We start from the raw sequence: 13,955 nt of genomic DNA on the forward strand, positions 1-13,955 counted from the left end.
GATTTCTCTGATAGCTAAGAACAATAGATGGGCAGGTGGTGCGACATCACAGAATGTGAAAATGCGCGGTCATTTGTGAAGCGTAGCACACAAACTTAACTTTTCACTCATTTACCTAACATAACAAAAATGTATTGTGGATCACTAATTTTGAGACTCGTCACAGGATGTAACTATAGTGTGTCCCTGATCTCGTTTTCTTTTCGCTTGTTACATAGAATGTGCACGAAAATTAAACCTGCCTCATATTTGGAGCAAATATGGACCGCGTCCTTCATTTTGTCCTGGCACTTGTTGTCGTTACTGCACTCGCATTGCTGGTCAGCACAGACCGCAAAAAAATTCGTATTCGTTATGTTGTCCAGCTGCTGGTCATTGAAGTTTTACTTGCGTGGTTCTTCCTGAACTCCAATGTAGGCCTCGGCTTCGTGAAAGGCTTCTCCGAAATGTTCGAAAAACTGCTCGGATTCGCCAACGAAGGGACAAACTTTGTCTTCGGTAAAATGAACGACGAAGGTCTGGCATTCTTCTTCCTGAAGGTACTGTGCCCAATCGTCTTCATCTCCGCGCTGATCGGTATTCTGCAGCACATCCGCGTTCTGCCGTTCGTTATTCGTGGCATTGGTTTCCTGTTATCCAAAGTAAACGGCATGGGCAAGCTGGAATCTTTCAACGCCGTAAGTTCCCTGATCCTCGGTCAGTCTGAGAACTTCATCGCGTATAAAGATATCCTCGGCAAAATGTCCCGTAACCGCATGTACACCATGGCGGCAACCGCGATGTCTACCGTTTCCATGTCTATCGTGGGCGCGTACATGACCATGCTGGAGCCTAAATATGTGGTTGCAGCGCTGGTTCTGAATATGTTCAGCACCTTTATCGTTCTGTCGCTGATCAACCCGTATCGCGTTGACGCCAGCGAAGAGAACATCCAGATGTCTAACCTGCACGAAGGTCAGAGCTTCTTCGAAATGCTGGGTGAGTACATCCTGGCCGGTTTCAAAGTGGCGATTATCGTTGCCGCGATGCTGATCGGCTTTATCGCCTTGATCTCCGCACTTAACGCCCTGTTCGCCGCTGTGCTGGGCATCTCCTTCCAGGGCATCCTGGGCTACATCTTCTACCCTGTCGCATGGGTGATGGGTGTTCCGGCTCACGAAGCGCTGCAGGTGGGCAGTATCATGGCGACCAAGCTGGTTTCTAACGAATTCGTTGCGATGATGGATCTGCAGAAAATCGCCAGCACGCTTTCTCCACGTGCGGAAGGCATTCTGTCCGTATTCCTAGTCTCCTTCGCGAACTTCTCGTCCATCGGTATTATCGCCGGTGCGATTAAAGGCCTGAACGAAGAACAGGGTAACGTGGTTTCTCGCTTTGGCCTGAAACTGGTTTACGGCTCCACCCTGGTGAGCGTCCTGTCTGCTTCTATCGCTGCGCTGGTTCTGTAACATTTACCGTAAAAAAAACCGGGAGTCTTACTCCCGGTTTTTTTATGCCCGCAATTCTTCCAGCGGTTTGGGTTTGCCTATCAGGTAGCCCTGGAGATAGTCCACGCCGAAGCGTAACAGCATCTCCCGCTGCGCTGGCGTCTCAACATATTCGGCCACCACGCACAGTGATTTCGTCTTCGCCAGATTACATATCGACTGGACGATCATTGCGTCCATATCATCAGTACAAATATCTTTCACGAAGCAGCCGTCAATTTTAATGATGTCTGCCTGCAGGCGTCTCAGACGCTCGTAGTTGGCGTAGCCGGTACCAAAATCATCGATGGCAATCCTGAAACCGTAATCCCGCAGCTGCTGAATGTTGTGGATGCTGCAGCCGGAATTGGAGAAGGCCTGCTCTTCGGTGATCTCAATCACGACAGCCTGAGGCGCAACGCCGTACCGTTCAAAGAGCGCACAAATCTCAGTCGCCACCTCATTTTGCATCAGCGTAAGCGGCATCAGATTGACAGAGAAACGGGCGCCAGCCTGCGTCGCTGGGTGATCGCGCAGCCACAGCAGTAGTTTTTCCATGACGCACATATCAAACCGGTGGCTGAGGTTGAACTGGGCAATCAGGGGAATAAAGCGGTCAGGGGTGATGATCTCGCCCTCGCTCTCCATACGCGCCAGAATTTCGTAGTACCCGCTACCGTCCGCCTTCTGGATCGGCTGCGCATACAAATGGAACTGCCCCGCCTCCAGGGCGTGCTTAATCCGCGCCAGCATCAGGACACGCTCCGTTGTTTGTCCTGATGCAGCTTCCAGGCTATTCGTCAGCGCAAGAACGTTGTGCGCTCCGCAGGATTGCTCGGCCAGCCAGCTCAGTTGCCCCAGCGTGTGGTGCAGTTTCTCACCGTTTTCGACCATTCCCCAGGACGCGCCAAATTCGATATCCAGCCCGGTATTGTTCCAGAAAATCTTACGGCTGTTCAGCCTATCAACCATATGCTGGAGGCGCTCGGCCGTTCCCTGCCCAAGCAATACCAGCACCAGCTCGCTTCCCGGCAGCTGGAAAAGCGTCTCATCTTTTTGCAACAGCGGCTGGAGAGAGGACGTGATCATTCGTTTGCAGTGCACCCGCATGAGAATGCCGTAATGGCGGCTCAAAAACTCCAGATTATCCATTCTCAGGCAACACACTTTGGCATCCGGGTGGTCGAGGAGAAAATCTTCCAGCGCACGAATGTTGGGTAATCCTGTCAGCGGATCGGTGAGCGCTCTGTCCTGCCAGCCCTGCTTCAACCATTCGCTTCGCTGATAGATACGCGACATATAAAGCAGGCAGATAGCAAATGAGATCAGTACCGACAGGATAAAGGAGAGCGAATGGCCCGACTCCACTCCGTTTAGAAAGTTGTAGTTGTAGGTCAACAGCAGAAGCGCAGAGGTGGCCCACAGCAGAGAGATAAGCGCGTAGCTCAGACGGCTAATCGCTAACGTAAAGAGAATGAAAATTATCGGCATCAAATAGCCCGCAATAACAGGCGACTCAAAAGGCGCACATAAAATTGCGATGATGGCGATTAACAGCATCAGCCAGACGAATATATATAATGATTTCTTGTGTAAAAACACGGGCTTCACACTTCGCCGCCAGAACTTGATGGCATAACGAGGATTAATGATCATTCTTAACGGATAATAGAACATCATGGTAAAAATCATCGCCGCGCATATCAGGCTTTGAATATCAACAACGTTATAAATTACCGTTCCTTCGCCGAAGAAAGTTGAGATTGTGACCGGAAAATCAAAGAAATAGCCAGCGAGATACATCGACATTTTAATGCCTATCGGCACCATAAAGCCGAGCCAAAATATGCGTAACCCAAGGTGCCTGTTGGGCATACAGTAGCGCCATCGCCGGCCCAGCAGAAGGCGCAGAACACCGCAGGCAGCGAATACGGAGAAAGTCTGACAGAACAGTAATACTGAATATTGTAGTGGTGCTAAATTAACTTTAAATATATTAGCAACCATAAAACTTATCAGAATAGGCAGAATACCGCGGCGCCCCAATAACAGCATAATCGCCAGCATAACGCTTAACGGGAGCCACGCTAAATAAACGTCGTGTTCATTAACAATTGCACGCGGGGAGAGATAACGGGAAACGGGAACCGCAATCAGACAGATCGCCAGAGCAATTATAAATATCTTTACATTATTATACGATTTTCTATTCATTAAGCTGTGGGAGATTATTATCCATTCATATCATTGACCGCATGGATAATAGGTTTATTAATTACGCGAATCAAGTTGAAGTCTATTTATAGACTGATTTATTGATTTCGGTTGAGGTGGGATATGGAAAAAAACCATTTTGGCAACAAAATACGTTGAGGGGTGTTACAAAAACATAAAAAAAACCCTCGTCTTTTGACGAGGGTTTAAAATTTTGGTGGAGCTAAGCGGGATCGAACCGCTGACCTCTTGCATGCCATGCAAGCGCTCTCCCAGCTGAGCTATAGCCCCACATGTGACTTTACTAACCACACTCTGTTGGGTTCAGAGTTTGGTGGAGCTAAGCGGGATCGAACCGCTGACCTCCTGCATGCCATGCAGGCGCTCTCCCAGCTGAGCTATAGCCCCATCGTAAAGCTGTCATGTTGACGGGCGGCATAATATGAATTCCGCCGCGGAGTGTCAACGGCAAAATCAATAGCCGCGGTTCAATCGCCGAAAAATCATGCAAATGAATCACTTTGCGAGCCTGCTCGCAGTCATGAGTTAAGCCTGTCACGTTTTCACGTAAAACGGTGCTATAAAATGAGCCGTTAATTAACCCCACGAATATTCAGGAAATTGCATGATCAAGGAACGAATGACGCCGGAAGAGTTAGCCCTGCTCACTGGCTATAGCCGACAGACCATCAATAAATGGGTACGCAAAGAGGGTTGGATAACGTCGCCCAAGCCCGGTGTCCAGGGGGGAAAAGCGCGCCTGGTGCATGTGAACGAAAAGGTGCGTGACTTTATCCGCAGCGCACGCCGGGCAACGGAAACATCCGCTGTGCCTGACGGCATCAGCACTGACGGTTCACTTCATACCCTACTCCTGACGCTGGCCAATGAAATGACGCCGGAAGAGCAGAAGCAGATGACATCGCTACTATTGCGGGAAGGGATTACCGGTTTGTTGCAACGTTTAGGGATTCGCGACCAGAATTAATATGAAAAGACTACGTAGCAAAATGACCACGGAAGAGCTGGCGGAGAATTTGGGTGTTGCCAGACAAACGGTAAATCGCTGGATACGGCAGCAGGGGTGGAAAACCGAAGGACTCAATGGCGTAAAAGGCGGTCGGGCGCGGCTCATTCACGTTGATGCACGCGTGAAGGAGCATATTATGAGCCTCCCGGCTATCCGTAACCGCCAGGCGGTTTATCATCTGGCTGAGGTGGCCTCATCCTACAATGAACAGCCTTCACGTCTGCGTCCGGGCATTATCGAAACGCTGGAGAGTATGACTGAGCTTGAACAGCAGCGTCTGGATACCTTACTGAAGCGCGAAGGAATACGCGGTTTTCTTGCTCGTCTGGGTATTGCCGAATAAAAGGCAAAAAAAACGGCAGGATACCCTGCCGTTTTTCTTATAGATGGCTTAATTACTGCTGATTTTCACGTTCTGCAATAAAATCCAGCGCCTTGTTGATGCGCGCCACGCTGCGTGACTTGCCGATGGCATGGACAGTCACGTCCAGCGCCGGAGACTGACCAGCGCCGGTCACCGCAACGCGCAGCGGCATACCGACTTTGCCCATGCCCACTTCCAGTTCGTCTGCAGTCGCCTGAATGGCGTGATGCACATTCTCAGCGGTCCACTCGGTGAGCGCAGCCAGCTTGTCGCGCACCACTTCCAGCGGCTGACGCGCAACCGGGCGGAGGTGTTTCTTCGCGGCGTCGGCGTCGAACTCATCAAACTCTTCATAGAAGTAGCGGCAGCTTTCGGCAATTTCTTTCAGCGTTTTGCAGCGCTCGCCGAGCAGTTTTACCAGGTCCGCCAGCTCAGGGCCAGTGCGGGTATCAATGTTTGCCTGCTCAATGTGCCACTGCAGGTAAGTCGCCACATATTCCGGCGGCATGGTATTTATGTAGTGATGGTTGAGCCACAGCAGCTTGTCGGTGTTGAATGCGCTGGCAGATTTGCTCACAGAGCTCAGAGAGAACAGTTCGATCATCTCTTCGCGACTGAAGATCTCCTGGTCGCCGTGAGCCCAGCCCAGACGCACCAGATAGTTCAGCAGCGCTTCCGGCAGATAGCCGTCGTCGCGATACTGCATGACGCTGACCGCACCGTGACGTTTAGACAGCTTTTTACCGTCGTCGCCGTTGATCATGGAGACGTGCGCATAGACCGGAACAGGTGCATTCAGCGCTTTCAGGATGTTGATCTGGCGTGGGGTATTGTTGATATGGTCTTCACCACGGATAACGTGGGTAATTTCCATATCCCAGTCATCAACCACGACGCAGAAGTTATAGGTTGGGGAACCGTCGGTACGGCGTATGATCAGATCGTCCAGCTCCTGGTTGCTGAATTCGATCGGGCCACGGATCTGGTCGTCGAAAATCACCGAGCCATCCTGCGGGTTAGCAAAACGCACCACGCATGGCTCATCAGCGGCATGCTCGCTGTGATCGTGGCGGCATCGGCCGTCATAGCGCGGTTTTTCACCGTTCGCCATCTGCTCTTCACGCAGCGCATCCAGACGCTCTTTGGAGCAGTAGCACTTATACGCCGTGCCCGCGACCAGCATCTCATCAATAACAGCGTTATAGCGGTCAAAACGTTTGGTCTGGAAATACGGGCCTTCGTCCCACTGCAGGTTCAGCCAGTTCATACCATCCATAATGGCTTCAATTGCTTCCGGCGTGGAGCGCTCAAGATCGGTATCTTCTATACGCAGCACGAACTCACCTTGGTTGTGGCGTGCAAAAAGCCAGGAATAGAGAGCAGTACGAGCACCACCGACGTGCAGATAGCCTGTCGGGCTCGGCGCGAAGCGAGTTTTGATTTTCATGAAATGGCCTTACGTTATAAAGATGCCGGCAATCGGCAAATCCCGGGGAAAAAACGATGGGCAATATTCTATCACTGTGGGGGGATTCCTCAATGTCGATCCCTTTATCGTGGCGGAGTTTGCTGTTTTTGTTTAGAAATCATGCGCCACCGCCCGTTTTGCGATCGTTTTGTTTAATTTTACGACGAACGAATAAAAACTTTAGAAAATGCGTTGACTCATTTTCAACTCTCCCTATAATGCGACTCCACACAGCGGGGGTGATTAGCTCAGTTGGTAGAGCATCTCCTTTACACGGAGGGGGTCGGCGGTTCGAGCCCGTCATCACCCACCATCTACTTCGGTAGACTCGCAGTGTAGATAAGAATTGAGATTGGGCGATTAGCTCAGTTGGTAGAGCATCTCCTTTACACGGAGGGGGTCGGCGGTTCGAGCCCGTCATCGCCCACCATTCTCACCTTATCACAGCAGTTCCGAAATGGGCGATTAGCTCAGTTGGTAGAGCATCTCCTTTACACGGAGGGGGTCGGCGGTTCGAGCCCGTCATCGCCCACCATTTCGGGTCGTTAGCTCAGTTGGTAGAGCAGTTGACTTTTAATCAATTGGTCGCAGGTTCGAATCCTGCACGACCCACCAATGTAAAAAAGCGCCCTAAAGGCGCTTTTTTGCTATCTGCGATATAAAAATGTGAACCTGCCGCATTTTCCTCAAGCTAATCCCGTCGGTGCCGATACCTCTGTTTTATAACGCGAGGAAAAAGTATGACGACCATTCAGGCTTCAACCCAACAGATTCAAACCAGCGGCGCGAGTGGCACTTCGAGCAGTAACGATATTTCTGCGCAAATCACCCGCATTCTCGACAAGATCAAAAAGCTGACCCAGCAGTTAAAAGAGCTGGCAAACAGCCCCGGCAGTGCAGATGAGAAGAAGAAGCAGCAGGAACTGATTCAGACCCAGATCAAAGTGCTGCAGGCACAGCTCGCCGCACTGCAGCGCCAGCAGGCCGAAGAAGCTCAGAAGAAGCAGGATCAAAAACTGGGTAAAGTAGAAGGCGTGAATAGCCCGTCAGACACTAATCAGATTGATATCTACATCTAATCGTCTGATGCGTTAAACAGTGGATCGCGTATGCGGGCCTCGGTTAATCGTTGTGCCTGGATACGCACCACTTCCCAGATGGCCTGCGCCGCACCCGAGAGCGAACGATTTTTTCGCCGCACCAGCATCAGCTTTCGTTCGACAACGGGCGTCAGCCGCTTCACCGCCAGCTGGCTTCCCTGCGGCAGGGGAAGCGCCAGAGCGGGCAACACGCTGATGCCAATTCCGGCTTCCACCATCGGAAACAGCGTGGCCGGATGACCAATCTCCTGCACGATCGTTGCCTTAACGCCCTGATTCACCAGCGCGGAATCAATCAGCGGGCGGCTGCCTGAGGCATAATCCTGTAAAACCAGGTTCGCCCCCTGCAGGGACTGCCAGCTGACCTCGAGCAACGCTGCCAGCGGGTCGTCGTCACGGCAGAGCAGCAAAAAAGGCTCAGAAAGAACGCTTTCGCATTCCAGATCGCTCACCTGGCCAGGATCGATCACAATACCAAAATCCACATCCCCCTGGCGGATGCTCTCCAGCACCCACTGCTGCGGTCTGTCATGCAGGACAAAATCAATATCAGGATAGCGATGGTTTCCCTCGGCAATACATTGCGGGATAAGGTGCGCGGATATCGTCTGGCTGGCCGCAACCCGCACGGTGCCCGACAGCTGCTGCCCCAGCCTCCCCACGTCTCTGAGCGTGCTGTTCAGCTCATCAAGCAGCCGCTCAAGACGCAGGGCCAGCTGCTGCCCCGCTTCGGTCAGGACCACTTCGCGCGTGGTGCGATCAAGCAACCTAACGCCGGTCTGGTTTTCCAGCTCCTTCACGCTGTGGCTGACCGCCGACTGGCTCAGGCCGATCATTTCACCTGCCCGGCTAAAGCTGCGGGCATGGGCGACGGTAACGAAAATGCGAAGCTGGCGTAGGGAATAATTCATCTTTTTAATTCATGAATGGATGCAATAAATCAATTTTATTTCTCAAATGGAAAAAAGCACAATAGCGACATCTGTTTTCAGGAGTCATTATGAAACTATTTCGTATTCTTGATCCGTTTACGCTCACCCTGGTGGCTACCGTTTTACTGGCCTCGTTCTTCCCTGCTCGCGGCGGTTTCGTCCCTTTTTTTGAGGGACTGACGACAGCCGCCATCGCGCTGCTGTTCTTTATGCACGGCGCAAAGCTCTCCCGCGAAGCGATTATCGCTGGCGGTAGCCACTGGCGACTGCACCTCTGGGTGATGTGCAGCACGTTTATTCTGTTCCCGATCCTCGGGGTGCTGTTTGCCTGGTGGGCACCGGTTAACGTCGATCCGGCGCTCTACACCGGTTTCCTGTATCTCTGTATTCTCCCGGCCACCGTGCAGTCTGCCATTGCCTTTACCTCTCTTGCCGGAGGGAACGTTGCAGCCGCGGTCTGCTCCGCTTCGGCATCCAGCCTGTTAGGGATTTTCGTCTCCCCGCTGCTGGTGGGCCTGCTGATGAACATGCACGGCGCGGAAGGTAACCTTGAGCAGGTCGGCAAAATCTGCCTGCAGCTGCTGCTGCCGTTTGTCCTGGGCCATCTCTCGCGTCCGTGGACCGGGGCGTTCGTGGCGAAGCATAAGAAATGGATCTCCAAAACCGACCAGTCGTCGATTCTGCTGGTGGTCTATTCCGCCTTCAGCGAAGCGGTCGTAAACGGGATCTGGCATAAAGTGGGCGCAGGCTCGCTGCTGTTTATCGTGGTGGTCAGCCTCGTTCTGCTGGCAATTGTCATTGCGGTGAACGTTTTTGTGGCGCGCAAGTGCGGCTTCAGCAAAGCCGATGAGATCACCATCGTCTTCTGCGGCTCCAAAAAGAGCCTGGCGAACGGCATCCCGATGGCGAACATTCTGTTCCCCACCTCGGTGATCGGGATGATGGTGCTGCCGCTGATGATTTTCCATCAGATCCAGCTGATGGTCTGCGCGGTGCTGGCGCGTCACTACAAGCGCCAGACGGAAAAGCTGGCGCAGGAAGAGACCCGCGCCGCGAAGGCTTAAGGACGCTTCAGGGGCTGCACCAGCTGGGTCAGCCCCTCGGTTTTGATCAGTAACGTGATAGCCATCAGCTCGCCCAGGCGCCCGGCGGGGAATTCGTCCTTGCGGGCGAACCACAGCAGGTACTCCTCCGGCAAATCGATCAGCCTGCGGCCCTTATATTTACCGAACGGCATTTCCGTATTGGCGATCTCAACGAGCTGCTCTTTCTCCACGTTACTCTCCTAACAGGCGCATCATTTCCGCTTCGTCGATAACCTCAATGCCGAGCTCCTGGGCTTTCGCCAGCTTCGAACCCGCAGCTTCGCCGGCAATCACCAGGTCGGTTTTCTTCGACACGCTGCCCGCCACTTTGGCCCCCAGCGCCACCAGACGCGCTTTTGCATCGTCGCGTGAAAGCTGGCTAAGGCTACCGGTTAGCACCACGATTTTACCGGCAAATGGACTATCAATTTCTTCGGCGTTGACCACCACCGGCGCGGGCCATTTAATGCCCTCTTCCAGCAGCTTGCCGATGACCTCGCGGTTGCTCTCTTCGGCAAAGAAGTTAAAGACGTGCGTGGCGACGACGATGCCGACGTCCGGCACTTTCTGCAGCTCGTCGATGCTTGCCTTTTCCAGCGCCTCCAGCGTACCAAAGTACGCGGCTAAACCTGCCGCCGTCGCTTCGCCGACTTCACGAATGCCCAGCGCGTACAGGAAGCGGGCGAAGGTCGTCTCTTTCGCTGCTTCCAGCGCGTTAACCACGTTCTGGGCTGACTTCGGCCCCATGCGATCCAGACCGGTCAGTTTGCCCGCCGTGAGCCTGAACAGATCCGCTGGCGTATGGACATACTCTTTCTCAACCAGCTGATCGATAATCTTGTCGCCCATGCCGTCAACGTCCATTGCGCGACGGGAAACAAAGTGCTTAAGCGACTCTTTACGCTGTGCGCCGCAGATCAGGCCGCCCGTACAGCGGGCCACCGCTTCGCCTTCCACACGCTCTACGTCAGAGCCGCATACCGGGCAGTGGGTCGGGAAAACGACCTCGCGCGTATCATCAGGACGTTCTGACTCAACAACGTTCACCACCTGCGGGATAACATCGCCCGCGCGGCGAATCACCACTTTGTCACCGATGCGCAGGCCGAGGCGTTCGATTTCATCGGCGTTGTGCAGCGTAGCGTTACTCACCAGCACGCCTGCGACCTGCACCGGCTCCAGTCGAGCGACCGGAGTAATAGCGCCCGTACGGCCCACCTGAAACTCCACGTCGCGAACGAAGGTCATCTGCTCCTGGGCAGGGAATTTAAACGCCACCGCCCAGCGCGGTGCACGCGCCACAAAGCCCAGCTGCTCCTGCAGCGCCAGCGAATTGACCTTGATGACAACGCCATCGATATCAAAGCCGAGCGTCGGACGGTCCTCTTCCACTTTGTGGTAGAACGCCAGCACCGCTTCCGGCGAGTCGCAGAGCTGAACGCGGTTGCTCACCGGCAGGCCCCAGGCTTTAAACTGCAGCAGACGCCCGAGGTGCGTATCCGGTAACTCACCACCTTCCAGAATACCGACGCCGTAGCAGAAGAAAGTAAGCGGTCGCTTCGCGGTGATGCGCGGGTCAAGCTGGCGCAGAGAGCCTGCCGCCGCGTTACGCGGGTTAGCAAACACTTTCCCGCCGGTGCGACGCGCCTCTTCGTTAATTTTCTCGAATCCCGCCTGCGGCAGGAACACCTCGCCGCGCACTTCCAGACGCGCGGGAATGTTGTCTCCCTGCAGCTTCAGCGGGATCGCGCGGATGGTTCGCACGTTGGTGGTGATGTCTTCACCCGTCGTACCGTCGCCACGCGTGGCGGCGCGCACCAGCACGCCGTTTTCATAGAGAAGGCTGACCGCCAGGCCGTCGAGCTTCAGCTCGCAGCACCAGGTGAGGGAATCGCTGCTTTTCAGACGGTCCTGCACGCGCTTGTTAAACGCGAGGAAGCTCTCTTCATCAAAGACGTTGTCCAGCGACAGCATCGGCACTTCGTGACGCACCTGGCTGAAAGCCCCCAGCGGCTCGGCGCCGACGCGCTGGGTCGGAGAATCTGGCGTAATCAGTTCCGGGTGCTGCGCCTCCAGCTCGCGCAGCTCGCGCATCAGCCGGTCATACTCCGCATCCGGCACTTCCGGTGCGTCCATAACATGATAGAGATATTCATGATGGCGAAGCGTGGTTCGCAGTTCAGTGAGTTGTTGTTCGATTGAGTCCATATCGCACCATCAATGAGAAAAACCCCCGACAGGCGGGGGTTGAGGAGGAGTTGAAGTAAACGCGACAATTACGCGTTGGCTTCCTTCACTTCGCGGATGCGGTCCTGATACTCGCGCAGCTTCTGCGGGGTCATCATTCGACGCTGATCGTCGAGCACCACACCACCCACTTCATCAGCGATGTGCTGAGCGGACTGCAGCATCAGCTTGAAGTTTTGCAGTTCGTCGCCGTAGGACGGCACCTGCATAAAGATAGTGACACCCGGCGTCACGAAATCACCGGTCATTTCCGGGTCAAAGGTGCCTGGGTTGACCATATTGGCCAGGCTAAACAGCGCCGGACCACTACCGTCAGGGCTCAGGTGGCGATGGAAAATATTCATATCGCCAAACTTGAAGCCTGCCTGTTGAATACTGTTGAGCAACACGTCACCGTTGAGATGGCTGCCGTGATGCGCGGCCACGTTCATGATGATCACCGCTTCTTTACGCTGCGGCTTTTCAACAACCGGTTCAGGCTCGGCGACCGGCTCTGGCTCAACGTGCGGAGCCGGAGCGGGCTGCGGTGCAGGCTGTACATGAACAGGCTGCTGCGGCTGCTGCGCAGGTTGCTGTTGCACGGGCTGCTGCACAGGTTGCTGTTGAACCGGCTGTGGCGCAGCGGGCTGCTGTTGGACAGGCGGTTGCGGCGGCTGACGTACAGGTTCTTCCACTGTCTGCGGCGCTGGCTGGCGCGGCTGAGCAGAGGCATACGGCGGTTGATACTGGTGCTGCGGAGCGCGGGGGGCTTCATGCTCCCCATGAGCCGCGCCGGGCGCAGTATTGACCCGATGAACACGAACTTCACCCACGCCGTCATCGTCGCTTCCATCGATGTCATCTTCACTGTCATCGTCGTCACGACTGGACTTCATGCGCTTCAGTGGGCGATCGCGAAACATCGAGGAACGCTCTTTACGGCTGGTCCAGAAACCATGTACCAGTAAAGCGATTATGGCGATCGCGCCAACAATGATTAATATCAGACGCAAATCCTGCATCATTATATTCTCTGTTGTTCTAACACCTTGCCACCACGGCAAACATTTACTCACTAAGAGTATTTGCCGTTTACGTCAAGTGCAAGTGTGTGCAGAGCATTCGCAGCATAAAGATGAAGTAAATCGTGCTTTTTGCTGGTTTTTCGAACATTTCCGAACTGGTCATTGGTCCGCAAGTGGATAATATAGGCGGGCAATTCCACTGGTTGTGAAAAAAGGAGTACAGCCTGGTTATGGTTTCAACATCGTCTTCTCCCCCGCGCAGCGGCGTCTGGTATTTTTCTCAGGGCTGGAAGCTGGTCTCACTGCCAGGTATCCGTCGCTTCGTCATTCTGCCGCTGCTGATCAACATTATTCTGATGGGCGGCGCGTTCTGGTGGCTGTTCACAAAGCTCGAAAGCTGGATCCCGTCGCTGATGAGCTACGTGCCGGACTGGCTGCAGTGGCTTAACTACCTGCTCTGGCCGGTGGCGGTCATCTCCGTGCTGCTGGTATTCGGCTATTTATTCTCAACGATCGCGAACTGGATAGCCGCGCCGTTTAACGGCCTGCTGGCGGAACAGCTGGAGGCGCGGCTTACCGGCGCGACGCCACCGGACACGGGCGTGCTGGGGATCGTGAAAGATATCCCGCGCATTATGAAGCGCGAGTGGCAAAAGTTTGCCTGGTACCTCCCCCGCGCGGTTGTACTCCTTGCCCTCTACTTTGTCCCCGGCATTGGCCAGACGGTTGCGCCGGTGCTGTGGTTTCTATTCAGCGCCTGGATGCTGGCCATCCAGTACTGCGACTATCCGTTCGATAACCACAAGGTGCCGTTCAAAGCGATGCGCACCGCGCTGCGCACCCGGAAGGTCGCCAATATGCAGTTCGGCGCGCTGACCAGCCTGTTCACCATGATTCCCTTCCTTAACTTGTTCATCATGCCGGTTGCGGTTTGCGGCGCGACGGCGATGTGGGTGGACTGTTATCGTGCTAAGCACGCGTTATGGAAATAATGCAAAAATGTGTAAAGCAGGGGTGGCTTATGCCGCCCCTTATTCCATACTGA

At 54.1% G+C, this 13,955-nt stretch carries 12 protein-coding genes and 6 tRNA genes; 10 read left to right on the plus strand and 8 right to left on the minus strand.

Features of this window, described 5'->3' with window-relative positions; translation table 11 throughout:
• Positions 1-260: 260 nt before the first annotated feature.
• Positions 261-1,448: a NupC/NupG family nucleoside CNT transporter gene (locus APT89_RS20765; protein ID WP_008501591.1), complete on the plus strand. Its 1,188-nt coding sequence runs from the start codon at positions 261-263 to the stop codon at positions 1,446-1,448.
• A gap of 42 nt (positions 1,449-1,490) precedes the next feature.
• Here APT89_RS20765 and APT89_RS20770 read toward each other — a convergent pair whose 3' ends face one another.
• From APT89_RS20770 to APT89_RS20780, 3 genes are all read right to left on the minus strand, one after another.
• Positions 1,491-3,680: a sensor domain-containing phosphodiesterase gene (locus APT89_RS20770; protein ID WP_060573461.1), complete on the minus strand. Its 2,190-nt coding sequence runs from the start codon at positions 3,678-3,680 to the stop codon at positions 1,491-1,493.
• A gap of 215 nt (positions 3,681-3,895) precedes the next feature.
• A tRNA-Ala gene (locus tag APT89_RS20775) sits at positions 3,896-3,971 on the minus strand.
• 41 nt (positions 3,972-4,012) lie between these two features.
• Positions 4,013-4,088: transfer RNA gene (locus APT89_RS20780), tRNA-Ala, on the minus strand.
• A gap of 217 nt (positions 4,089-4,305) precedes the next feature.
• Between APT89_RS20780 and APT89_RS20785 the strand changes: the two genes are divergently transcribed.
• On the plus strand, positions 4,306-4,668 hold the full coding sequence (locus tag APT89_RS20785) for a YfeC-like transcriptional regulator (RefSeq protein ID WP_047364140.1): 363 nt from the start codon (positions 4,306-4,308) through the stop codon (positions 4,666-4,668).
• A 1-nt stretch (position 4,669) separates the two neighbouring features.
• On the plus strand, positions 4,670-5,053 hold the full coding sequence (locus tag APT89_RS20790) for a YfeC-like transcriptional regulator (protein WP_032644902.1): 384 nt from the start codon (positions 4,670-4,672) through the stop codon (positions 5,051-5,053).
• A 52-nt stretch (positions 5,054-5,105) separates the two neighbouring features.
• On the opposite strand, the gene gltX is transcribed toward APT89_RS20790, so the two are convergent.
• Positions 5,106-6,521: a glutamate--tRNA ligase gene (gene gltX / locus APT89_RS20795; protein ID WP_045631029.1), complete on the minus strand. Its 1,416-nt coding sequence runs from the start codon at positions 6,519-6,521 to the stop codon at positions 5,106-5,108.
• Positions 6,522-6,779: 258 nt separating this feature from the next.
• Between gltX and APT89_RS20800 the strand changes: the two genes are divergently transcribed.
• The 5 genes from APT89_RS20800 to APT89_RS20820 all read left to right on the plus strand — a co-directional run bounded on the left by APT89_RS20800 (position 6,780) and on the right by APT89_RS20820 (position 7,621).
• Positions 6,780-6,855 (plus strand) — tRNA-Val (locus APT89_RS20800).
• A 41-nt stretch (positions 6,856-6,896) separates the two neighbouring features.
• Positions 6,897-6,972 (plus strand) — tRNA-Val (locus tag APT89_RS20805).
• Positions 6,973-7,001: 29 nt separating this feature from the next.
• Positions 7,002-7,077 (plus strand) — tRNA-Val (locus tag APT89_RS20810).
• Positions 7,078-7,081: 4 nt separating this feature from the next.
• Positions 7,082-7,157 (plus strand) — tRNA-Lys (locus APT89_RS20815).
• A gap of 125 nt (positions 7,158-7,282) precedes the next feature.
• Positions 7,283-7,621 carry a FlxA-like family protein gene (locus APT89_RS20820; protein WP_041908812.1) on the plus strand — a complete coding sequence of 113 codons (339 nt, stop codon included), beginning with the start codon at positions 7,283-7,285 and terminating at the stop codon, positions 7,619-7,621.
• On the opposite strand, the gene APT89_RS20825 is transcribed toward APT89_RS20820, so the two are convergent.
• Entirely contained in the window at positions 7,618-8,553 is a 936-nt protein-coding gene (locus APT89_RS20825) for a LysR family transcriptional regulator (RefSeq protein ID WP_041908810.1), read from the minus strand. The two genes, APT89_RS20820 and APT89_RS20825, sit on opposite strands and share 4 nt — an antisense overlap.
• Positions 8,554-8,642: 89 nt before the next feature.
• On the opposite strand from APT89_RS20825, the gene APT89_RS20830 reads away from it, so the two are divergent.
• The gene (locus APT89_RS20830; RefSeq protein ID WP_060573463.1) at positions 8,643-9,638 is read left to right on the plus strand and encodes a bile acid:sodium symporter family protein; all 996 of its coding nucleotides are present in this window, start codon (positions 8,643-8,645) and stop codon (positions 9,636-9,638) included.
• Here the strand turns inward: APT89_RS20830 and APT89_RS20835 are convergent.
• The 3 genes from APT89_RS20835 to zipA all read right to left on the minus strand — a co-directional run bounded on the left by APT89_RS20835 (position 9,635) and on the right by zipA (position 12,910).
• Positions 9,635-9,850, minus strand: a complete 216-nt coding sequence (locus APT89_RS20835; protein WP_003861328.1) for a DUF3820 family protein — start codon at positions 9,848-9,850, stop codon at positions 9,635-9,637. The two genes, APT89_RS20830 and APT89_RS20835, sit on opposite strands and share 4 nt — an antisense overlap.
• 1 nt (position 9,851) lies before the next feature.
• The gene (gene ligA / locus APT89_RS20840; RefSeq protein WP_060573464.1) at positions 9,852-11,867 is read right to left on the minus strand and encodes an NAD-dependent DNA ligase LigA; all 2,016 of its coding nucleotides are present in this window, start codon (positions 11,865-11,867) and stop codon (positions 9,852-9,854) included.
• A gap of 68 nt (positions 11,868-11,935) precedes the next feature.
• A complete protein-coding gene (zipA, locus tag APT89_RS20845; protein WP_060573465.1) occupies positions 11,936-12,910 on the minus strand; it encodes a cell division protein ZipA in 975 nt (324 codons plus the stop codon).
• Between the two features lie 230 nt (positions 12,911-13,140).
• Between zipA and cysZ the strand changes: the two genes are divergently transcribed.
• Positions 13,141-13,902: a sulfate transporter CysZ gene (gene cysZ / locus APT89_RS20850; protein WP_028013995.1), complete on the plus strand. Its 762-nt coding sequence runs from the start codon at positions 13,141-13,143 to the stop codon at positions 13,900-13,902.
• Positions 13,903-13,955: the final 53 nt, after the last annotated feature.

Source organism: Enterobacter sp. 50588862 (assembly GCF_001462935.1).
GTDB lineage: Bacteria > Pseudomonadota > Gammaproteobacteria > Enterobacterales > Enterobacteriaceae > Enterobacter > Enterobacter bugandensis.